Source organism: Paenibacillus sp. GD4 (assembly GCF_030846225.1).
GTDB classification, from domain to species: domain Bacteria; phylum Bacillota; class Bacilli; order Paenibacillales; family NBRC-103111; genus Paenibacillus_G; species Paenibacillus_G silviterrae.
The window spans coordinates 1,753,680-1,775,946 of record NZ_JAVCYK010000002.1; the positions used below are offsets into that span (position 1 = coordinate 1,753,680).

Genomic DNA, 22,267 nt, shown 5'->3' on the forward strand with positions numbered 1-22,267 from the left:
CTAAGGGAGGAAAGCGTAGAATGAGTAAAAAGATCTGGCGAAAGACCCTTGCGATTAAGATGGCCGGCGCGCTCTTGCTGTCTGTCGTCGCACCGGTTTCGATTTCAAGCCCGGTACAGGCCGCCAACCCAGCGGCTCCGGTAACGGCGAATTGGTACTCGACTTATCAAACTATGGATGGCGTAGGCGCTGCGTATGCATATACCGATTCCGTCCATATGCTGCAGCTGGCCAGTGCAGGCTATCAGGATAAAGTAAGACATCTCCTTGACCTGACGTTTAGCGAAAAGGACGGAACCGGCCACGATATCGTACGAGTCATTATCGGCGATAACGGCGGGCTTACCACGACCAACGCCAATGCAAACAGCCCGGGCTTTAACCCTGTTACCGGCTTACTTGCCGATGTCACCAACCCTGGTTTTGACGTCCAGGGGAATCCGATTCCCAAAAGAGGATCGGCGGGCCAATACGGCTATAAAATTGAAGCGGAAAATCGATACTATGACGGCAATACCGACAGTATCTGGCCTAACGAGCCGGAGCATGCCCCGGGGACACTGGTGCCTGTAGAGGGATTCGTGTGGGATTTCCCATCATGGAATCAACCGATTGCCAACGACGTGGGTGGACCTACCAACCTGCTTAGTGCAAAGGGCAGCGATCCCGTCGTAATCAAAAACGCTCCGCGCACCCGAAAAGAGCTGTTCGACGTGGATCAGGTGTGGACGATGCGTCAGGCAATGCAGTACGGGGTAACGCAATTCTATGCGTGCACATGGACAGTACCGTACTGGATGAGCAATTCATCCAACAATACCCCCAACAAGATTATTCGCGGCGACACAGCTACGATCGACGGTAAAATCGTAAAAATTTATTACCAGGCTTATGCCGATTATCTTGTCAATTATATTCGAGGCATGTGGGAGCAGTGGGGCATTCCGATCACCCATATCAACCCTTTTAATGAGGTTGACCTTGCCGGCGGAACCGCTGCTTATGTCACAGAGCTCATCAACGAGTATATTGGTCCGACTTTGAAGAAATCGATGCAGCCGGGCGGCGCGCTCTATGACATCCAGAACCCGGACGGTAAGACCATTGATTTTATCCCGCAGCTTGCAGCTGTAGACGGCACGAATCTGAGTGCATCCCTAAGCAGGGGCGGTCAAGCGTTCTCTCAAACCGACCCGGATAACGCGCTGGACAAAAATCCGTACCTCGACGTGTTTACGACTCACCTGTACGGCACCGTCGGCATCGGCACGGATGAAAACAAGCTGTACCATACCGGCGATTTTTCCCGGGCTCCTTTGGATTACACGAAGGATGGCTCCAAATATCCGGAATATTTGACAAAGTATAAGCTATGGCAGGCGGAATTCATGAATCAGGATACGGCTGACGGTTCCGCCGGGGCCTATACGCAGCGTTACGGCAATCAAAATATTAATGATTCCGTGCGCTGGTCCAACCTGCTGACAAACATGTTTACCAGTAATCCGGGCTTCAACGGCTTCGTTTGGTGGAGTATGTGGGACAGCAACGGTGCCGATGGCTCCGACCTGATTCGTTTCGTAACGACGAACTCTCAGCAGGAGCCTGGGCGCATCAGCACGTTAACCGGCGAATACCGGCTGTTCAAACGCTTCTATGGCTATGGACATTTCTCCCGCTTTATGAATCCGGGCGACGTACGCTTTGATGTAACGCGTGTGCCTGCAGAGGATATGAATGTCGTCGCCTTCAAAAATCCGAAAAATAACGATTTCGCTATCACGATTACGAACGCCAAAAATGATGACAGTGTTCAGCCTTTGGAATTTACGCTGAAGGACTTCCCGGCAGGTACTTCGAGCGTAACGGTGTTCCGTACATCGGGAAGCGAGAACCAGAAGAAGCTGGCTGCGATCCCAGTAAGCAACGGTAAGTTTGTAATTGATATTCCTTCGGCAAGCACCGTCACCGTCGTACCGTCCCAGGGAAGATTTGCTACCTTTAACGGTCTTGACGGAGAACGCGATATTTTCTCCACCCTTGAGGCGGAAGGCAATGACAACGGCGTGGCAGGAAACACAACAGGAAATGCAGGCCGTATGAATGAAGCTGTTACGCTCTCTAACGGTGGTTACCTCGCATACAAGAATGTTAACTTTGCCGATGGCTCCGCGAATGGCGGCGTTGTCCGCAGACACCTGTTATATTTGACCGCGCAGACCAAGTCGGCCAAAGGCGGATATCTTAACGCTTATGTGCTACCGGTGGGCACCCCTGTGAACGGCGCTGCCGATATCGTATCAAAGGGTACGCGTGTTGCGGATGTTTTCGTTCCAGCCAACGATAAATACGGCAAATATCAGGACATGGTAGATACGGGCGACCTTAGCGCATACGGCCATAAGGACTTCTATATCGTAGCTGAGACGAACGGGGCCGGCGAGACCATCACAGTCGACCGCTTCCTGTTTGGTGCAAACGATTCCGACTGGAGTACGGCAGCTAACAACTCGACGGTATCGATTCCGGGCAACATTTTGCTCAACGGTGACTTTGACACGACCACAGCAGCTAGTGCAAGCAATTGGTCTGCAGGTCGATACAACCAGGGAACCTTTGTGCAATCCGTTACTGGACCAACCTTAACGGCGGATACCATTCAAAGCTACTCGGGCATTTCCCGCTATTTGAAAAACAGCTCTACATCCAGGGTTGCCGGATCAGCTAAAATTTCCGGAAGGATCGATGCGGCCAACCAGTATGACGGAATGTGGCAGGATGTCACCGGCAAGCTCACGGTGGGCGAGAAATACAATTTCAAGGGATATTTCCTTGCCATGAAGAGCCGACCGGAGAGCTATGACTTAGCTGCCGAGAACCCTGGCGACGTGGAAGTCGCGCTTGTATATTACGACAGCAACGGAAATCAGCTTGGCATGACTCCGGTCAATGGCCGTGACATGCCTGAACCGTATGCAGCCCGCGAAGCAGGCGATCCAGCGTACTGGAACGCAAGCGGTCAGTTTATCGGACGCATCCTTGAGGGCGGACCGATGACGTTATCGTCTTTCCAGCCTGTTTCCGTTAAGGTAGCCGACTGGCATGAGACTCCGAACCAGCCGTTTACTTATAACGAACCGGCCGGCACGTCCAAGGTCGTCTTGGCGCTGTATGCTAAGGATTCCAACATTCTTTACGCAGACCAGCTATCGTTGACGCCTGAAGTCGTACCGTCTTACAGCATCTTCATTGACGGAAACCAGCCTTCCGATTTTGCTCCCGGAAAGACGGAGTATACTTATACGGTAACTGGTAACTCCATCCCTGTAGTAACGGCATCTTCGAGCGATAAGAATGAAATCGTAAGCATTTCCCAAGCGGATAGCATTCAAGGTACGGCTGTCGTGCGCTTTATTAAAGGCCAAAATGTAAAGACGTATAAAATTGCTTTCAGCACTACTGAGGTCATCAGCTTTGCAAACGGGCTTCCGGCCGGATGGCAGGTAGTTAACCCGACGGACCCTCAAAGCCCTGAAGGTGCTGTAACTTACAGTGCATCGGGCGCATCGGTTGCTACCAAAAAGGCGGGTACGGATTATCCTGGCAGTGATAATATCCTGCAATTCCCAGGCTCGGCTACTGGAAACTGGACGCTTTCAGCCAAGCTCACCGTGAACAAAGCTTTAAGCGATGCAACATTTGCTGAGAATACGCAAATCGGCCTCGGCATGAGTCGACCGTCCACCGGGGAGTTCTTTAGAATCAATGCAAGAAAAAATGGCACTACGATCAAAATCAATAACTCGGATAAGGTTGGCAGCACTCCGCATTCCAATACAACGGGTCAAACGACCTTAAGCGGAACCGATTATTATCTGCGTATTGTGAAGACCGGAAATGATGTGCAGGGGTATTATTCAAGGGATGCGGGCTTAAGCTACTCGCCTTTAGGCAATACTTCGTCTAACGTGGCAACGACTTTCCCGGCCGAGTTCTTTAATGAGGCAAAAATTCAATTATATGCTGTAAACTTTAGCCCTTCAACGGATTTGCAAGCTACATACTCTAATGTGACATTGGTGAAGACACTAGGAGAAGCAGGAGAGGTTGATGCGGACCAGCAGGCAGTAGAGCAGGCGGCAGCAGCCATCGGCGGCACGATTACAGTTCCGAATGCAGCGGGAGACGACGCAGCAACCCTGAGAACGAAGGCTCAAAATTTGTTGAATAACGATGCAAATCTAAGCTCGCTGGGGGTTACTGCAACGATTACCGGCACGGATGGTAACTATGGACTGAGCATTTCCAAGGGAGCTTCAACAGCTACTGTCCTTTCGGTATCCATTACTGGCCAAGCGGGCACAAACGAATTCTCAGCAACGTTAACGGGGACAGCTAGTATTACTTCCGGCCAGTCCTTTAACGTAAATTATGGCTTGGTTAACGTAACGCAAGGCGTATATGCCCAGGATCTGACCATAAATTATAATGCCTCCCAGCTCAATCTCGAAGATGTTCAATCCTTGAAAGCAGGATTTGCCGTTATTGACAAGCAAGTAGTGGCACCCGGTTTAGTGCGCATTCTGGCATATTCTCAAGGCGTACAAAACGTGGTGTATGGCAGCGGAGACCTTCTTCAGCTTCAGTTTAAGGCGCTTCCTACGTCCAGTACGGTCACCAGCTCCGTGTACTTGACGAATGTAAAGGTTTCTGACGGCAACGGGACCGTTTTGAATGTGAGTGCCGGCTCCGCCTACAACGTGGTCATAAGCGCTATCACAGTCGATAAAGCAGCTTTGAACAGTGCCATTCAAGCTGTAAACGCGATTCTCGCCGATGCTAGGGAGGGTACGCTGTGGGGGCAGTATGCCGCAGGCTCCAAGGCAGTCCTGCAAGCGGCGGTAAATGCCGCACAAGCGACGGCCTCGGATAACTCAGCGAGCCAATCACAAGTAGACCTCGCGGTTTCACAGTTGAATATTGCACTGCAAGCCTTCAATAACTCGATCCAAACTCAAGCTACCATCGGTGACTTGGGAGTCCTGGCCAACTATTACAACAAAACCTCGGCTTCACCGGATTGGAATCTCATTAAGCGTTACGACAGCAATCACAACGACCGGATCGATATCATCGATCTGGCGTACATCGCAAGACTGATTCTGAATTACTAAAGCGTACAACCATAACCGAAAGGAAGGTATGTCTTACCTTCCTTCCGGTGTTTGGTGGAGAGGACGATGCAGCTATGCCTAGAAAAAAAGGCTTGATGGGAAAATCGCTTGCTGTCATATGCTTAGCCACTATGAGTCTCGGTTTCCTGCCTTCAGCACATGCTGACGGCTTACCCCAAGTCATTTTGACGACAAGCACTGACACGACTGCCGTTGGCGGTGAACTCAAGGTAAGGATTAAAGGCTTACAGCTTGAGGATGTATACGCCAATGAAATAAACCTGGTTTACGACTCGACGAAGCTCAGGTTCAATAGCGCCGTTAGCGATTTATCCGGCGGCTTTACAGTAAGCCCGGTACTTAATGGGAATATGCTCCAGCTCGCGCATACAAGTGTAGGGGACAAACCGGGAGTGAGCGGGGACAAGGAACTGTTTACACTGAGCTTTACCGGAATCGCCTCCGGAACAGCCGATATCGGGCTTGACACCATTACCTTGGTCGATTCCCAATTGAACGCTGTGAATGCGACAGGCGGAGGACATAAAAGCGTTTCCGTTGTGAATAGCGGCTCCGGCAGCGGGAGTGGCAATCCCGGCGGTTCAGGCGGAGTCAATCCCGCCCCGCCCCCGCTCCCGTCTCCTGCTCCAATAAAGATTACGGATGACGGCAAGGGTAAGAAAACGGTTGAGCTTCCGCCTGCTGCAAGCGTGGTGAAGGTTGCGGTAAGTCAACTTGGCGTGGACTCGGGGAGCCGTCTAGAATTCAAAAAGGACAAATTTAGCGTGGAAATTCCTCCTGAAGTGTTGACGCAGCTGGTCGGAAGCCTATCCGGCGAAGAACGGAACCGCAGCGCGATCTCCTTCGCCATGAACCCGCTGTCCTCCAGCGATGCCAATACGCTGATCGATCGGGTCCAGAAGCTGCATAATGTCGGTCTTAAACCGTCCGGGGACGTATACGATTTCAACCTGCAATTGATCACAGGGGAAAATCAGACCGTTTCCTTGACTTCGTTCACAAAGCCGCTCACGTTGCGGATTAAAGTAGATCCTTCATTAAATGCCAAGCTGGTCTCTATTTATCATATAGCCGATAACGGAGTGCTCAATTTTATAGGCGGAACCTACGCCAATGGGGAGATTTCGGCCGACATCCATCAACCTGGCCGGTACGCAGCCTTGGAATATAGTAAAACGTTCGCAGATGTTCCAGCTCATCACTGGGCCAAAGATGTCATCACGGAGCTTGCTGCCAAACATATTGTCACAGGCACAAACCATTCGGACTTTGAGCCGGAACGGCAGGTCACCCGCGCTGAATTCACCGCTTTGCTGGTGAGAGCCCTGCAGCTTACTGACAAAGCAAGCGTTAGCTTCTCGGATGTATCGGTTTCGGACTGGTTCCACCCCGAAATTTCCATTGCGGTGCAAGCGGGAATCATTAATGGAAAGAGCGAGACGTCTTTCGCGCCGGAGGCATCGATTACGCGTGAAGAAATGGTCACCATGCTTGTGCGTGCTTATCCAATGCTGCACCCTGCAGCGGAACTACCTTTTGCAGATGCATTTGACGACGAAGACGCTGTATCGGCTTGGGCGGCAGCAAATGTCAAAAGCGCGAGAGCCCTCCGGCTCATCGAAGGTCGAGAAGCCAACCTATTTGTACCTCAAGGGCTCGGTACTAGAGCTGAGGCTTCGCAGCTTATTTATAACATCAGAATTCATTAGTTTTGAGCGGAGCTCAAGGATTCCGATGTTCAAGAAAAGCTTCCTTTGGGGCACGAATGCACTTCTCCGAAAGGGCTTCGATAGAAGCTTTTCTTATAACATCAGAATTCATAAGTTTTGAGCGGAGCTCAAGGATTCCGATGTTTCAAGAAAAGCTTCCTTTGGGGCACGAATGCACTTCTCCGAAAGGGCTTCGATAGAAGCTTTTCTTATAACTTCCGAGAGCTCTAAGATTCGGTCGATTTTATAACAAATCGTGCATCCTTCATATACTAATCTCATTCTTGAATTGTTACTATAATTACAGGCAAGTAAATAAAAAGGGGATATTCAGGAGGGGTAAACATGTCTAGTTGGAAACGTTCTCTGACTGTTTTGGCTACAACAACCGCATTGATGGGATCGCTGGTTGCATGCGCCGGCGGAGGCAGCAAGGAAACTGCAGGCAGTACCGCGCCTTCTGCCGCACCGTCGGCAGGGGCATCCAAGGAGCCGGTTAAGCTGCGCATCATGTGGTGGGGGGCGCAGAATCGTCACGATGCGACCTTGAAAGCACTTGAATTGTACACCAAGAACAACCCGCACGTAACCTTCGAGCCGGAATACTCCGGTATGGACGGTTATCTTGATAAATTGTCCACACAAGCGGCTGCTAATAATGCGCCGGATATTGTACAGCTTGATCCGGGCTGGACTCCCGATTGGGCTGCCCGTAAGCAGCTGGCCGAATTGACTCCGGCAGTCGATGTAAGCAAGTTCGATACGAAGCTGATGGCAGGCGGACAATCCGGCGGCAAGCTATATGGTATTCCCCTTGGCTCCGTTGCCTTCGGTATGATCTACGACAAAGCGGCGATGGATAAGCTTGGGATCAAGAACCCGGCAAACGGTTGGAGCTGGGATGAATTCTTTGCTCTAGCCAAAGAATCTAAGGCGAAGCTGCCTAGCGGAACTTATTTCACCAAGGATTACGGCGGCAATTACTTCGTATACTCCGCTTATCAATACGCTAAGGGGAAAGGGGCAGTAGTATCTCCGGAAGGTAAATTTAACGTAGATCAAGCGACCTTCCTGGAATGGACCAAAAATTTCGAGGAGCTTCGTAAGGAAGGGCTAGTTCCTCCGGCCGACGTGAACGCTTCCGACAAAGAAAACGACCCGAAATTGGACCTGATGGTTTCCGGCAAAATTCTGGTGCGCTATGCCTTCTCCAATGGCTACGGCACGTATGACAGCTTGAAGAAAGGCGCCTACGCTCTGGTAACGATGCCTCGTTCTTCCCAAGCGGGCGGCTGGCTTAAGCCTTCCATGTACCTCGCTGTCAGTGCGGGCTCCAAGAAGCAGGAAGAAGCCAAGAAGTTCGTAAACTGGTTCGTTAATGATACGGAGGCGGCCAAAATCTTGGGAACAGTACGCGGGCTGCCAGCGAATAAGGATATTGCGAGTCTCCTTCAAGCTAGCTTAAGCGATGCTGACAAGATTGGCCTTGAGCTTCTCCGCGCAACGGAGAAGGATGGCCAAACGTGGGATTCGACAAGCGGCTGGACCAATTTTGTCGACAAGGATTGGGCTCTAATCGGCGATCAGCTTGTCTTTGGCAAAATCAATCCGCAGCAAGCGTTTGACCAGTTGAAGTCCGCTTCGAAATCTTACGAAAAGTAATTCATGCCAGGTGCCCTGGAACAAGTCCTGTTCCGGGGTATCTTTTAATTTTGGAGGATGTTATGGAACTGATACTATCGGCGAGAAGCAAGACAGGGGAAAGCACGGATTATACCGGATTGGAGAAGCATGGCTTGAGCGCTTCGGTTCAATTGACAGGTGGAACCGGTGGTCCTAAGGAGCCTTTCCTGGCCACGGTTACAGTACGCAATGATGCCAGCACAGCATGGACGGGGGTGATCCATGTGGAAATGCCGTTTCCGAAAACAGCGCCTCGCTATTTCCTGCCGGCCTTCATGTACGGCACAAACCGCGGGGAGGCTCCACTCAACGTGTCTAAACAATTTCCGCGATTGAGAGACGGAAATCCTGCGCGCCCCGCTTCTCCATGGTGGATGGTAAGGAGCGATCGACTATCCCACCCGGCCGCATTTGTTTATGATAATGGAATCATATACGGACTAAGTGCCAGCCCCTACTTTATCCGTAAGGATGGAAGGAAGCAGCAGTGGAATCCTGACAACGAAGGGGTATTTTATCAGTATGGAGGCTATAGCTGCTCCCTATCCAAGGGGACTGTCGGCTATACGCTCGGCTATGAAAACGCCCCATGGTTGTTCATTAAGGCGACACTGGTTAAGGAGCGGGCGCCGCTTGAAGACAATTGCTTCGAGCTGGCTGCAGGAGAGGCTGTGTCGTTTGCGCTGGAGTTGTATGAATACGAAGCTGAATCGGAATTGGGCGTCAACGCCGCCATGCAAGAGATCTATTACCGATACCACCAAAGCCCGAGAAAAGCCGGCGATCCAAGAACGGCAGTGGCGGATTTATCTCAGGCCATCTATCGGTATGCGTGGCTCCCGAAGGAGCTCAGTTATTCCGGATTTGTCATTGAAGACAAAGCCAATGGCGGATATCGCTATAACAAAATTTTTTCCCTCTCCTGGACTAATGGACTATCGGTGGCGGTTCCGGTCCTGATGGCCGCTCTTCGACTTGAAGAAGAATCGATGCGCCAGCAGGCGCTCATCTGCATCGACAACATGGTTGAGCATTCCTTGAACCCCCAAACGGGGCTTCCCTTTGAAGCCTACGATAATGAAGGTATATGGTCCAACCGCGGATGGTGGTTTGACGGCATGCATACGCCGGGGCACAGTTCTTATCTGATCGGGCAGGCGGCATATTATATTCTCAAGGCTTACGATTATGAAAAAAGGCTGAAGCAATGCGTCCATGACGATTGGCTCGATTTTGTAACGAACATTCTTGTAAGGATGGAGGAAACCAAAAACACGGATGGCGAATATCCCTACATCTTATCGAATAAGACGGGCGCCGGCCTAGAATATGACGCATTCAGCGGTGCATGGTGCATGGCGGCCATGGCATATAGAAGCTGGCTGACCGGCGACAAAACTTATCTTGAAAGCTTGCGCCGAAGTGAGAAGCATTATCATGAGGCTTATATCCAACGGATGGAATGCTATGGAGCTCCTCTGGATGCAGACAAGGCCGTAGACTCCGAGGGGATTCTTGCTTATATAAAGGCCGTCCGGTACCTGCATGCTTTGACGGGCGACCAGCTTTATTTGTCCCATATGAGGGATGCGATCGATTACGAATTCACCTTCAAATTCTGCTATAACTCACCGGTCAAAATTCCACCGCTGAGCAAGGTCGGCTGGTCGAGCAGTGGGGGCAGTGTCACCTCTACCGCCAATCCTCATATCCATCCGATGTCCAGCAACATCGTTGATGAGCTGCTCTATTATGTAGAAAATACAGGCGACCCCTACGTACGCAGCCGAATGAAGGATACCGTCGACTGGGGATGCCAGACCTACAACAGATATGATAACGAATTCGATTATGGCAAAAAAGGCTGGATGTCCGAAAGATTTTGTCATTCGGAAGGGCTGGTTACGGAGGTCTACAGCGACGGGTCGCCGGCCAGTACGTGGTTTTGCCTGATGCCGTGGGCAAGCGGATGTATCATCGAAAGCTTGGCCGGCGACCTTTGGGAATACGAGCACCTTCCTTTAGAAGAATAGGACTTGAACGATTTCGCTAGGAGGACGATTCGAACATGGACAATGTATCTGCATCTCAGGCCGGCATAGGCTATCAGGCATGGCTGGGATACCGCCGATTGGCCTCAGGAGAGCGCCATAAACAGTATGCCGGCTTTAACCGCATTAACGTAAAGGAAAACGACGAGGTTATCCAAACCGCCGTACATGAATTGATCAGGGGACTGGAAGGGATCCTGAGTGTTGCGCCGGGCATAACGGACCAAGAAGAACGGGGCATTGCCCTTGGAACGTTCGGCAGCCATCCTCTAGTAGACCGAATCATTGGGGCGGAGAACATCCCACGGGTCGGGGCGGAAGGCTACGCGATCAAAACCGATAAAGATCGCGCTTGCATTGCTATCGGAGCCGCATCCGCCAGTGGCGTGCTGTACGGCGTCTTCCATCTGCTACGTCTGTTGAACACAGGCATGTCCGTGGACGAGCTGGATTTAATTGAAAATCCCGTCAATATGCTGCGAATGATCAACCAATGGGATAATATGGACGGCAGCGTGGAGCGGGGCTATGCCGGGAATTCGATCTTCTTCAAGGACAACCGGATTACTGAAGATTTGGACCGTATCCGGGACTACGCAAGAATGCTTGCATCCGTAGGGGTGAACGCAATCGCCATTAATAATGTGAATGTTCACCGGGAGGAAAGCAAGCTCATTACGGAGTTTTTGCAGGACGTGGCGAGGCTGGCCGCTATTTTCCGCCGTTACGCAATGAAGCTGTTTCTTTCCGTTAATTATGCCGCTCCGATCGAAATAGGCGGCCTGGAAACGGCCGACCCTCTCAACTCGGAGGTTTGTGAGTGGTGGAAGGAACAAACGGCTGGCGTTTATGCGCTTATTCCTGATTTCGGCGGATACCTCGTTAAGGCGGATTCGGAAAATCGTCCGGGACCGTTTACTTACGGCCGGGATCATGCAGACGGCGCCAACATGCTGGCTGAAGCGCTGAAGCCGTTTGGCGGCATCGTGATTTGGCGCTGCTTCGTATACAATTGCCAGCAGGATTGGCGCGACCGCAAAACGGACCGCGCGCGGGCCGCGTATGACCATTTCAAGCCCTTGGACGGCCGATTTTCGGAAAACGTCATATTGCAGATTAAGAACGGCCCCATGGATTTTCAAGTCCGGGAGCCTGTTTCGCCTTTGCTTGGCGCAATCCCGTCCACAAACCAGGTGCTCGAATTCCAGATTACGCAAGAATACACGGGACAACAGCGTCATCTGTTTTATTTAATTCCACATTGGAAGGAAATTCTTGAATTCGATACGTACGTCAAAGGGGAAGGCTCCACCATCAAACGTATTGCCTGCGGCAGCGTTCATGGTAAACGGCTTGCAGGCATTGCTGCGGTGTCCAATATCGGCGATGACACCAATTGGACGGGGCATCTGCTGGCGCAGGCAAACCTGTACGGTTATGGAAGATTAGTATGGAACCCGGACCTGACATCCGAGGAAATCGCCGAGGAATGGATCAGGCTCACCTTTGGCGAGAGCGAGGAACTGGTCGCAGTGATTCAGAGGATGCTGCTCAGTTCACCGGCCATTTACGAGTCTTATACGGCTCCGCTTGGAGTCGGATTTATGGTTACTCCCCACTATCACTATGGCCCTGATGTGGACGGCTACGAGTACTCCAAGTGGGGCACATATCATTATGCCGATTGGCAAGGGGTTGGTGTCGATCGAACGGTGGAAACGGGTACCGGATATACAGCCCAGTACAACACACCGAATTTCGAGCGCTATGAATCCGTCGCGGATTGCCCGGATGAATTGCTGCTCTTCTTCCATCATGTTCCTTATACCCACGTCCTTCATTCCGGCAAAACGGTTATACAGCATATTTACGACTCCCGGTTTGAAGGTGCGGAACAGGCTGTGCGATTAGCGGAGCTTTGGGACAGTCTGGCCGGAACAATGGACGAGGGCTTGCACAAGCAGGTCGCCGAACGTCTCGCAGAGCAAGCGGAGCACGCCAAGGAATGGCGGGACCGGATTAATACGTACTTCTATAGAAAAAGCGGGATTGCCGACATGCGGGGACGTATCATTTACTCTTAATCAGTTTTCCCGATCAGCATAATCTATCCGAATTTAACGAGGAAGCATCCAGCCGGCTTCTTCGTTTTTTCGTTATATTTTATAATAATTCGGTTATTTCCCTACTTTAGACCAAAGAATATGACTTATATAATAGAGCTATAATCTTAGACTATAAGGAAAGTGCAGAGGTGATCGTATTTGAACCATTCTACTGTTGTAGCTGCGAACGCCGCTGAAGCGAAAAAGAAGCGCAAGTTTCTCAGCCGTTGGGACGCCCCCGTAGCCGGGTATTTGTTCATTTCCCCTTGGTTGATCGGTTTCTTTGGGTTGACGGCGTATCCCATGTTCTTGTCGTTGTATTATTCGCTTACCAATTATACGCTGCTGGAGCCAATCAAATGGGTTGGTCTAAGGAACTATACCCGCATATTTACGGACGATACGAGATTTACCGAATCGGTCATTGTCACCTTTAAGTATGTCTTAGCGTCCGTTCCGTTGAAGCTGGTCGCGGCCTTGCTTGTAGCCGTGATCCTGAATAAGGCTTTAAGGGGAATCTCTCTTTACCGCACGGCTATTTATTTCCCTTCGCTTATCGGCGGGAGCATTGCCGTATCGATTTTGTGGCGCAATATTTTTGGCGTTGACGGAATCTTCAATGAAATTCTTTCCATGTTCGGTATTGTGGGAAAGGGCTGGATTACGAGCCCGGGTACTGCGCTATGGACACTGATTCTTCTGACGGTATGGCAATTCGGCTCAGCTATGGTTATTTTCCTTGCAGGCTTAAAGCAAATTCCGAACGACCTGTACGAAGCATCCTCCGTAGACGGTGCAAACAAGCTTGTACAGTTTTTCAAGGTTACGCTGCCGATGCTGTCTCCGATTATTTACTTTAATTTAATCATGGGTGTCATCAACTCCTTTCAAATGTTTACCTCCGCTTTCGTCATTACAAACGGCGGTCCGATGAATTCCACCTACGTATATGCGTTATATCTGTATGAACGGGCCTTCAGCCGTTATGAGCTCGGTTATGCATCCGCTCTGGCGTGGGTCATGCTCGTCATGATCGTCATTGTGGCGCTCATCATTGCCGGCACTTCGAAGTATTGGGTCTTCTACGAAACGGAAACAGGGGGGAAGAACGGAAAATGATCGTTAAATGGAACTCTATTGTCCGCCATATTCTTATGATCGTCTTCAGCTTCGTGATGGTCTATCCCTTGATCTGGTGGGTTGGCGCATCGCTTAAAACGAATGAGGAGCTCGGATCGCCAGGCATATTCCCTGCCACTCCGAAATGGAGCAACTACACGGACGGATGGAATGCAATTCCCGGGCGTACCTTCACCGACTTTTATTTGAATACGTTCACTCTTGAAGCTATGGTACTGATTGCAACGCTGCTATCCACCACTGTGGTGGCATTTGGGTTTGCACGGCTCGATTTCCCGTTAAAAAAATTCTGGTTCTCGATTCTCATGATGACTTTGATGATGCCCGGTCAAGTACTGATTATTCCGCAGTATGCCATGTTCCACCAGCTAGGCTGGGTAAACACCTATCTTCCGTTTGTCATCCCGCACTTGGTAGCGAGTGGTGCGGGAGGTACCTTTTTTGTCTTCCTGCTGATTCAATTTATTCGGGGGATCCCAAAGGATCTTGACGAGTCCGCCAAGATGGACGGCTGTTCCTGGTTCGGCATTTTCTGGAGAATGGTTCTGCCTCTGACCAAACCGGCGATCGTAACGACGATGATCTTCTGCTTCCTGTGGAACTGGGACGACTTCCTCGGCCATCTGCTGTACCTGAATTCGGTTGATAAGTACACCGTTGGCCTGGCGCTGCGGATGATTAACGATGCCCAATCCGCTCAGGAATGGGGCCAGCTGCTGGCCATGTCTCTGGTTTCCATATTCCCCGCAACCTTGGTGTTTATGTTCCTGCAGCGTTATTTTGTTGAGGGCATTGCAACGACAGGCATTAAAGGGTAAGATGATTTCGAATAAGCAAAATCGAAAACGGTAAAGCGACGAATTCCCTTCTCGCTTTACCGTTTCTTGCACACAAATCCAACATTAGGGGGCGCTCCGGATGACGAACCCTTTCAAAAAGTTCCGCATAGACAGCTTGTTTTTCCGCAGCTTTTTCGTTCTCATCGTGGTGGTACTCGCCTGCATAGCCTGGACAAGCTACAATATTTCCTCCAAAGCGTTAGTTAAGACGACCTCCCATTACCAGCAGCAATTACTCGACGAATTGAATAATGAAATTTCAACGCGGCTTACGCTGATCGAGCAAATTTCCTTGTCCACTTCACGCGACAACGAGTTGATCAGACTTCTTCGAAATCTTCAGGATGAATTCGATCGGCACCGGCAAGCCGACAATGTCCATAACGCAATGGCGAATTTGACTTATTCCATTCCGCTCATTCAGGGCATCGATTTATATATGGAGCGTCCTTTCCGGCAAGAAGAAAACAGCTATATTCAGTTTTGGGATATGAGAGACATTACGAGGGAGGGCTGGGACGCGCATTTAGCCAAAAATGATTATGCATGGATCGGAGAGCACGACATTCCCAGCTTTCAGGGCTATGTTCCTGTAATCAGCTTTGGACGGAAAATTTTGTTTAACGATACTTTAGTGGGCGTTGTAGTGATTCATGTGAAGGCTAAAGAAATCCGGGCTCTGCTGTCGGGGCATTCGGCCGAATCCAATCGGATCATGACGGACAGCAACGGCAGGGAGTTCGTAAAAATCGGAGAATCGCTTGATCAGCTTGAGCTGAGCCAATGGGTGAATATGAAAACCGAGCAATCCGGCTTTGTTCACATCCGCGGAAACTCGGAGTTGGAGGATTCGCTCCTGGTATATTCGAAGCTGGGGAATTCCAGCTGGACGCTAGTGGAAATGACATCATGGAATCAAATTATAGCCGACAGCTTACACTTGGCGGAAGTCATAGTAATCATCGGGATCGCAGCCGTTATACTGGTGCTGCTGCTGACCCTGTACTTAAGCAGACAATTTACAAAGCCGATCAACATGCTGGTCTCCGCTATGAGCACCTATTCCATAGGCGGCAAAAATATGCAGCTGCCGAGAGATTACGAGAACGAGTTTGGCTATTTATTTGCCGGCTACCGGAAGCAGAACGAGCGGATCGAAGAACTATACATGTCGCTCGAGCGTCGTTACGAACAGCAGCGTAAGGCTGAAATTGAGGCGCTTCAGGCAAATATTAACCCTCATTTTCTTTATAATATGCTGGATCAGTTGAACTGGATGGCTATTGAGGCAGGACATGACGAGCTGAGCCGTATTCTGGAGCTGATGGGACGCATGTTTCGGATCGGTTTATCCAATGGCGACAGCTTTATCACAATCGAGAAGGAATTGGAGCATATCCGCTGCTACCTGGAAATCCAGCAGATTCGCTGGGGGGATGGCCTATCTTATAGCATAGAGGCGCCGTCCGACGTCCTGGAATTATATATTCCCAAGCTGACCTTGCAGCCCTTCGTGGAAAATTCCATCGTACACGGGTTTAACGCAAGGCTTACCGGCAACGTCCAAATCCGGGTGAGCTGTATCGGGAACTTGCTTCGGATCATGATCGATGATGACGGCATCGGGCTCCGGCAGGTGGGGGAGAATCAGAAGAAGCGTCATACCGGAGGCTACGGCATTCGCAATGTGAAAGAAAGGATTTCCGGATATTTCCGCGACAGTTACGGCGTGGAGCTGTCCGAGCGGGAAGAGGGGGGGACTCGGGTTGACATCTGCCTGCCGTTGTTGACGGAACCTCCGGACAATGAACCTTGAAGCCTATCGAATGCGTTACTCGCATCACATAGGCTTCACCCAGATCCAGGCGTCCTTGGCATAGCCCCGCTGCTCCCAGTAGCCGGTATGGTCTTCGCCGATCAGCTCGATCCGGTTCAGCCATTTCACTGATTTGTAGGCATACATTTGCGGTACCACCAGCCGAACCGGCCCTCCCAGGTCTCGGGGAATCAGCTTGCCGTCCAGCATCAGCACGACCATCACATCCTCCATCCAGGTCTGCTCTATGGTGATGGAGTCTGTATATTCACCGTCCGCCGAATAAAACTTTACCATTTTCACCCCATCCTTAACACCTGCATGCTCCAGCAGCCGGTTCAAAGGAATTCCCTCCCAAGTGCATTTATATACGGACCAGCCTGTAACACAGTGAAAATCGCTGACCTGAACCTGACGGGGGAAAGCGAGGAATTCATTCCAGTTCCATTGGATAGGCCTTTCCACTAAGCCGTCGACGGTAAATGTCCATTGCTCAGGAGATAATTTAGGAATGTCGGTTACCGTATAGATCCGGAAGCTGCCCTCAGCCCCGCCACCTATTGGCGGCAAAGAATCCGACAGGGGCGCCGGTGTCGGAAAACGTGCGGCAATGGCTTCCTCGTCCTGTACCTTGGATAGATTGGAGCCGCCGGAAACCGAGCTTAGCCAACGGATAAACAAGGGGATGGCGGCAGCCGCCAAAACCACCCCAACACCCGCCCTGACGAAGGCTCTGCGGGAAACACTTCTGAATACTTTGCCGCTTGACGGCTCGTAAGTGCCGAGCTCCATGACTTGAGCAGGCTTGACCCGAAAGGAGGAGCGGGTATGGCCGACTCCTTCATGTATCGGCCGGATATATGCGGCTTCTCGACCTGCTTTGCTCATCCAGCGCATTCGTGTGATGGAATGGTACATTGCGTACGGAACGCCGAGCCAAGTGAGCAAATCATGAACCAGCAGAGCCGTGTTGTTCCAGGATGGAGGAAACATACGATACAACCATAAGACAAGGCCGGACCCAATCCAGCCTGTCGACAGGATAAGTACTGCCATCAAGTTACCCTTCCTGGCACTTCTTCCGGCCATCATTCGAAGATGCTTCAGCATGGAAGGAAGATACAGGATAAGCACTGCCAATGAGACAAGCCCGGCTAAAATATGCAGCTGCTTCAGCCAAACCCGGCCTTCGCCTAACCAAGCTCGCATCGGCGGAAGAAACAGCAAAATGCCGCTCAGCGTCAGAAGCAAGAAAATCCAAGCATTAGCGGTATGCAGCCTGCGGAGCCTTAGGCCTAATCCGATTTTTTTCATTTGTCTTCCCCCTCGTGAAATCGCTTTCTATAGGTATTATTATACAAGGTTTTTCGCTGGATTTATATTCAGAAAACAAGGATTTGATAACGTTTGCCGAGCCATGATGGCGGCTCAAAAAAATACGTTAAATTTTATAATAAATTGTGCATTGTTCCTATTTCTATTTTGTAAATGGGTAGGTAATATGTAGGTGATAGTAGCCTGGGATGCGTCCGGGCTTACGTTGATAGGGTCATCCATCTTGTTGTAGCTAATGGAGGTAAGTATGGTGTGGAAAATTGCCATTATTGACGATGAACGCCAGGTGCTTCAAGGAATGAAGCGTGCCATCCCTTGGGAGGAATTGGATGCGAAGTGGGTTGGAGAAGCCTTAAATGGAGCTGAGGGGCTAAATATGATCCGGACGGCAAGGCCGGATATTATCATTACAGATATTTATATGCCGATAATGAACGGCTTGGATATGATTGAACAGTTAAGAAAAGAAGGCTTTAACGGCAAAATTATCATACTGAGCGGATATTCCGATTTTGAGCATGCTAGGCAGGCTTTGAGGCACAACGTAAGTGATTATGTGTCCAAGCCGATTAGCCTTCCAACGCTGAAGGTGATTTTGAGCAAAGTGATTCAAGAGCTGGTGGATGAGGATGAAAGACGGATGAAGCAGGGCGAGCTCGAACAAAAGCTGATGCTCTACGAGCCGTTTATTGAAAAGGAATGGGTGCGTTCGGCAGCAATAGGTACATTGGACAGCTCTTACCGGAACGGGGAGCTTCTGCCCCAGCCGTTTCGATTCTGGTCTGATACGAGTCATGCAGTGATCGGGATCGAGCTGGTTCGCGATGAGCGGGCTCGTAAATACTCCGTGTCAGACTGGAATCTGTTCCGCTTTGCCGTGAGCAATATTGTTTATGAGCTGGCCAGCAAGGTATTTCCTTTCGTGGAATATACGGACCTTCACAGCACGCGAGCTGTATTGATTATACATCCGGAAGGGGACAACGAAGAACGGGTTTGTAAGGCGATGGAAGCCTTGGGCATCCGTATCATTGAAAGCGTTACGAAATACCTGAAGCTGGTGAGCCGTGTCGGAATCGGCGGCATTAAGTCCGATTGGACCCAAATTCCAGATTCGACGGAAGAAGCGTTCCGTGCGATCGATATGAGGCAGCTGCGCGTTTCCCCTCCCTTGGAGTTGTTTACTTATCAAGGGGAGGCGACGAACGAGGAGGAGCAGGTCGCCTTGTTTCCGGTCAAGTTTTCCTATGAGCTGGCGAACGCCATGAAGACGGTTCAAGAATCGAAGGCGCAGCAGCTAGTCGCCGATTATATCGGAGAGCTGGAGTCCCACACGGGAATAACGCCGGATTATGTTCAAATGCTTGGCAGCGAGCTATGGGGGATTATCTCATACTGCCTTTATGAAGCAGGGTATGTGCTGGACGATCTCTTTACGAACGACCAGATTGCCAAGGAGCTCAAGGGCTTGGTTCAGCCTGATCAGCTGAAGAGGTGGCTCATGGACAAAATTTCCATTATTTGTGTCAGCAGACAATGGAAGGGCAGCAGCAAGCATCGGCAAGTGGTGGATTTCATGACCAATTACATTCACGAGCATTATGCAGAGGATCTGACGCTGGCTGATTTGTCGGACAAGGTGTTCATTTCGCGGAATCATTTATCCATCATATTTAAGAATATGACAGGTGAAACCTTCAACACTTACTTGACCCGAGTTCGGATTGAAAAAGCCCGTGAGCTTCTCCTGGAGCGGAATATGCTGGTCTATGAGGTGGCAGAGAGCGTCGGCTATAAAAATATCCCTTACTTCAGCATCCTCTTCAAAAAAATGACCGGCATGAACCCAACGGATCTTATTAAACAGTGAGTGCCCGGACTTTGCGTAATTGGTTCTCGGAGTCTGATTGATTTGACAAAGCTCGCGGCGGCGGGGATAGGGGCTTTTAGGCGAAACCGCCGCCTGCAGCGTGTTAAGAAGCCTTTTAAAAAAGAAAGTACATCGAGATTTTACAGTAAGACGGATATAATAAAGGCAATATCAAACAGGGAGGAGTTATTAAAGCGCTAACATTAACATTAATGGCAGGTACACCCACGTCGAGATGCTGAAATTTACATTGAGCAAGAATGGGAGGAAGCCAAAAGCATGTGTAAAAGGTTAATGGTTATGGTATTGGTTTGGACATTATTAATCGGCAGTCTGCCGGGCAACTCTACCCATGCTGCCGAGACCACTGCCCAGAACCCCATTATATGGGCGGATGTACCGGATGTTGCCGTTACCAGGGTAAATGATACTTACTTTATGACCAGCACTACAATGCACATGAACCCCGGTGTCCCTATTATGAAATCCAAGGACCTCGTAAATTGGGAAATTGTCAATTATGTATATGATATTCTCGCGGCTAGTGACAAGCAAACTCTCACCAATGGGCAAAGCATATACGGGCAAGGCTCATGGGCCAGCAGCATTCGATACCATAACGGCAAGTTTTATGTGGTATTAATCTGTTTTACTCTCCGGAGTTTTTCTCGATTAAGATTCGCGATGGGCATTTATATGTACGGATGAGAAGCAGCGCCCGGCCAAACTATCGACGACAGAGCCTGATACTAAATTGCTATCCGCACCGGTGCAGAGAAAAATAACCATGGGCTTCTCACAGCTGGGCTCGGAAAGCGAGTGGAGGAAGGCGAACACCGCCTCGATTCAAGAGGCTGCCAGAGAAGCGGGTATCGATCTATTGTTCGCAAACGCAGAGCAGTCGCAAGTAAGCCAATTTGACGCGATAAGGTCCTTTGTCGAGCAGAAGGTAGACGTGATTGCGATTGCCCCGGTTGTTGAGAAAGGATGGGAGCCGATCCTTAGGGATGTGAAGCAGGCGGGAATCCCTGTCATCATCATCGACCGATTGGTCGAGGTGTCAGACCCAACGCTGTATGTTTCTTTTATCGGTTCCGATTTCTACGAAGAGGGCAAAAAGGCAGGCAAGTATGTGCTTGATAAAATTGCCAAGCTCCCGGGTACTGTCGGGATGGTTGAATTGAAGGGAACGGAAGGCTCGACGCCATCGATTGCCAGAGGCTTGGGCTTCAGGGATGTAATCGAGCAACGGACCGGCATCCATATTCTTCAGAGCGAATATGCAGGCTTTACCTTTGAAGAGGGAAAAACAGTCATGGCGTCACTATTGCAATCCCGCGGAAAAAAGATACAAGTACTTTACTCGCATAATGATGATATGGCCATCGGTGCCATCGAAGCCATCGAGGAATTCGGGTTAAGGCCGGGGAAGGATATTATTATCGTATCCGTTGACGGTACAAGAAGGGCGCTCGAGAAACTTCTGGAAGGAAAAATCAATAGTGTAGTCGAATGCAGTCCGCTGCTCGGACCTAACCTTGTTCAGGCGGTCAAGGAGCTTATGGATGGACGTATTTTGCCGAAACGAATCGTAACGCCAGAGACCATCTTTACGGGTGCAACTGCTGAGAAAGAGATTGCAACCCGAAAGTACTGATAAAGGCATGCATGCCAAGGGCCGGGTATCCCTTGATGAATTTAACAGCCTGTCTGCCCAATTCAATCAATCTCGTATCGAGAACGGTTTGTTCTAAACGATATATTTTTCATATGGATTCCAATCCTTTACACTAGCGTTATAAGGAAGTATATTCCATATAATGGGGGATGGATTCCATGCTGAATTACGATTCGTTTGCCGAACAGTACGATGCGATGGTCAAACAAGGCGGTCCGAGAAAAGTTCATAAGTACATTGTGGAACAGGTAAGCAAGGAGATGGATTTGAGCGGCAAAGAGCTCTGTGATTTGGGCTGCGGTCAAGGTGAGCTCGCAGATCGATTGCATCGTCTTGGCGCCAGGGTTACGGGTGTTGATTACAGCCATGCGATGCTCGACCTGGCGAGAAAGCTGACAGCAGAAGTGCTATGGGTCCGGGATGACGCCATGACCCTTCGGACGCTGCAGGATGAATCGTTCGATGTGGTCGTCTCGAGCATCATGCTGATGGACCTTCCGGACCATGAGGCGGTGTTTCGACAGAGTCACCGCATTCTGAAGCATGGAGGGATTATGATCTGGCTGGTTATGCATCCTTGCTTCCAGTCCCCCTTCAGTCATCCATTGGATGACGGTGCCAGAAAGGTATATCAATATGCTCCGCAGTTTTGGAAATCTCATGGGACCGGCACGCTGCGCTCAACGCTGGGCGCTTACCACCGGCCGGTTGCCGAATATCTCAACGGCTTCATGGGAGCAGGCTTTGCATTGAAGCGGGTGCTGGAGCCCGGATATGAGACAGCAAACGATTCCGTTATCCAGCATTTTGGCGCGATAGGTTACAAAGTATGAATACCGGAGGCGA

General features: G+C 50.3%; 13 protein-coding genes. 12 read left to right on the forward strand and 1 reads right to left on the reverse strand.

Translation table 11 applies throughout. The features are described 5' to 3' along the window. Positions 1–20 precede the first annotated feature (20 nt). The 8 genes from RAC89_RS30490 (at position 21) to RAC89_RS30525 (ending at position 16,538) form a co-directional block, all read left to right on the forward strand. Positions 21–5,174, forward strand: coding sequence for a cohesin domain-containing protein (locus tag RAC89_RS30490; protein ID WP_306617413.1), 5,154 nt, complete (start codon positions 21–23; stop codon positions 5,172–5,174). Positions 5,175–5,248: 74 nt separating this feature from the next. Next, positions 5,249–6,904: an S-layer homology domain-containing protein gene (locus RAC89_RS30495; RefSeq protein WP_306617414.1), complete on the forward strand. Its 1,656-nt coding sequence runs from the start codon at positions 5,249–5,251 to the stop codon at positions 6,902–6,904. A 345-nt stretch (positions 6,905–7,249) separates the two neighbouring features. Further along, complete coding sequence (locus RAC89_RS30500) at positions 7,250–8,566, forward strand: ABC transporter substrate-binding protein (RefSeq protein WP_306617415.1); 1,317 nt, start codon at positions 7,250–7,252, stop codon at positions 8,564–8,566. Positions 8,567–8,628: 62 nt separating this feature from the next. Further along, complete coding sequence (locus RAC89_RS30505; protein WP_306617416.1) at positions 8,629–10,620, forward strand: hypothetical protein; 1,992 nt, start codon at positions 8,629–8,631, stop codon at positions 10,618–10,620. A 35-nt stretch (positions 10,621–10,655) separates the two neighbouring features. Continuing rightward, entirely contained in the window at positions 10,656–12,722 is a 2,067-nt protein-coding gene (locus RAC89_RS30510; RefSeq protein WP_306617417.1) for an alpha-glucuronidase family glycosyl hydrolase, read from the forward strand. 180 nt (positions 12,723–12,902) lie between these two features. After that, positions 12,903–13,862: a carbohydrate ABC transporter permease gene (locus RAC89_RS30515; RefSeq protein WP_306617418.1), complete on the forward strand. Its 960-nt coding sequence runs from the start codon at positions 12,903–12,905 to the stop codon at positions 13,860–13,862. Further along, complete coding sequence (locus RAC89_RS30520; protein WP_306617419.1) at positions 13,859–14,701, forward strand: carbohydrate ABC transporter permease; 843 nt, start codon at positions 13,859–13,861, stop codon at positions 14,699–14,701. Before RAC89_RS30515 ends, RAC89_RS30520 begins: the two co-directional genes overlap by 4 nt. Before the next feature lie 100 nt (positions 14,702–14,801). After that, positions 14,802–16,538 carry a cache domain-containing sensor histidine kinase gene (locus tag RAC89_RS30525; RefSeq protein ID WP_306617420.1) on the forward strand — a complete coding sequence of 579 codons (1,737 nt, stop codon included), beginning with the start codon at positions 14,802–14,804 and terminating at the stop codon, positions 16,536–16,538. Between the two features lie 24 nt (positions 16,539–16,562). Here RAC89_RS30525 and RAC89_RS30530 read toward each other — a convergent pair whose 3' ends face one another. Continuing rightward, on the reverse strand, positions 16,563–17,852 hold the full coding sequence (locus RAC89_RS30530; RefSeq protein WP_306617421.1) for a molybdopterin-dependent oxidoreductase: 1,290 nt from the start codon (positions 17,850–17,852) through the stop codon (positions 16,563–16,565). A gap of 271 nt (positions 17,853–18,123) precedes the next feature. Here RAC89_RS30530 and RAC89_RS30535 point away from each other — a divergent pair, with 271 nt between their 5' ends. From RAC89_RS30535 to RAC89_RS30550, 4 genes are all read left to right on the forward strand, one after another. After that, on the forward strand, positions 18,124–19,743 hold the full coding sequence (locus RAC89_RS30535; protein WP_306617884.1) for a response regulator transcription factor: 1,620 nt from the start codon (positions 18,124–18,126) through the stop codon (positions 19,741–19,743). A 300-nt stretch (positions 19,744–20,043) separates the two neighbouring features. Further along, on the forward strand, positions 20,044–20,451 hold the full coding sequence (locus tag RAC89_RS30540; protein WP_306617886.1) for a family 43 glycosylhydrolase: 408 nt from the start codon (positions 20,044–20,046) through the stop codon (positions 20,449–20,451). Positions 20,452–20,512: 61 nt separating this feature from the next. After that, positions 20,513–21,400: an ABC transporter substrate-binding protein gene (locus tag RAC89_RS30545; protein WP_306617422.1), complete on the forward strand. Its 888-nt coding sequence runs from the start codon at positions 20,513–20,515 to the stop codon at positions 21,398–21,400. Between the two features lie 179 nt (positions 21,401–21,579). Further along, complete coding sequence (locus RAC89_RS30550) at positions 21,580–22,254, forward strand: class I SAM-dependent methyltransferase (RefSeq protein ID WP_306617423.1); 675 nt, start codon at positions 21,580–21,582, stop codon at positions 22,252–22,254. Positions 22,255–22,267: the final 13 nt, after the last annotated feature.

Coding starts and splice junctions, on each gene's coding strand:
- RAC89_RS30490 (WP_306617413.1), top strand. CDS start 21: ATGAGTAAAAAGATCTGGCGAAAGACCCTTGCGATTAAGATGGCCGGC.
- RAC89_RS30495 (WP_306617414.1), top strand. CDS start 5,249: ATGCCTAGAAAAAAAGGCTTGATGGGAAAATCGCTTGCTGTCATATGC.
- RAC89_RS30500 (WP_306617415.1), top strand. CDS start 7,250: ATGTCTAGTTGGAAACGTTCTCTGACTGTTTTGGCTACAACAACCGCA.
- RAC89_RS30505 (WP_306617416.1), top strand. CDS start 8,629: ATGGAACTGATACTATCGGCGAGAAGCAAGACAGGGGAAAGCACGGAT.
- RAC89_RS30510 (WP_306617417.1), top strand. CDS start 10,656: ATGGACAATGTATCTGCATCTCAGGCCGGCATAGGCTATCAGGCATGG.
- RAC89_RS30520 (WP_306617419.1), top strand. CDS start 13,859: ATGATCGTTAAATGGAACTCTATTGTCCGCCATATTCTTATGATCGTC.
- RAC89_RS30525 (WP_306617420.1), top strand. CDS start 14,802: ATGACGAACCCTTTCAAAAAGTTCCGCATAGACAGCTTGTTTTTCCGC.
- RAC89_RS30530 (WP_306617421.1), bottom strand. CDS start 17,852: ATGAAAAAAATCGGATTAGGCCTAAGGCTCCGCAGGCTGCATACCGCT.
- RAC89_RS30540 (WP_306617886.1), top strand. CDS start 20,044: ATGGTATTGGTTTGGACATTATTAATCGGCAGTCTGCCGGGCAACTCT.
- RAC89_RS30550 (WP_306617423.1), top strand. CDS start 21,580: ATGCTGAATTACGATTCGTTTGCCGAACAGTACGATGCGATGGTCAAA.